1 protein-coding gene is annotated in these 725 nt (G+C 44.4%); it reads left to right on the top strand.

The features are described from left to right. Window positions 1-725 (top strand): transposase (locus tag H4J69_RS19615; RefSeq protein WP_182252059.1); only part of this gene is annotated, 725 nt, incomplete at both ends.

Raw genomic sequence — 725 nt, 5'->3', positions numbered from 1 at the left:
ACTATCATGTGGTGTTATTTATTGATGAAGAAAAAGCGAAGCAGTGGACAATGACTGACGTACTTGTGCGTTGGCACCGCATACACAAAGGCACGTTACTGACCAAACAATATTGCAACGGTGACGGCTTAGCTCAACCCTTACTTGATGAGGTTAATGCAACCGCAGAGGTCTATCGAAAGCGCCTGATGAAAATCAGTTGGTTTATGGGGTATATCAATGAAAGTATTGCAAGAGCGGCTAACCAAGAAGATAACTGCACCGGTAGATTTTGGGAAGGACGCTTTAAATCCCAAGCGTTATTAGATGAAGCAGCGTTAGCGTCTTGTATGGCCTATGTTGATTTAAACCCTATTCGAGCCAATATCGCAAAGACACCAGAGAGCTCAGCCCACACGAGCATAAAACGTCGTTGTAAAGAGGCAAAAAAGGGCCGGCAGCCCAAGACCCTGCTTCCCTTTATTGGTAACCCCAGGAAAAATATGCCAAAGGGCCTACCTTTTGAACTCGCCGACTATCTTCAATTAATTACGTTAACTGGCCGTTGTATTAGCGGAGATAAACGGGGTTTTATCGAACAAAAACAACCAGAGATACTCAAGCGATTGAATATCTCTGCGGACAACTGGTTAATCATCACCACCGAATTTAGAACACAATTTCATGGTGCTATCGGCCACGAAGGTGTGCTGAGTGATTACTGCGAGCATCAGCAATTAAAGCGA

It is taken from the genome of Colwellia sp. BRX10-9 (assembly GCF_014077405.1).
GTDB lineage: Bacteria > Pseudomonadota > Gammaproteobacteria > Enterobacterales > Alteromonadaceae > Colwellia_A.
This window is presented reverse-complemented; position numbering and strand designations above follow the sequence as displayed.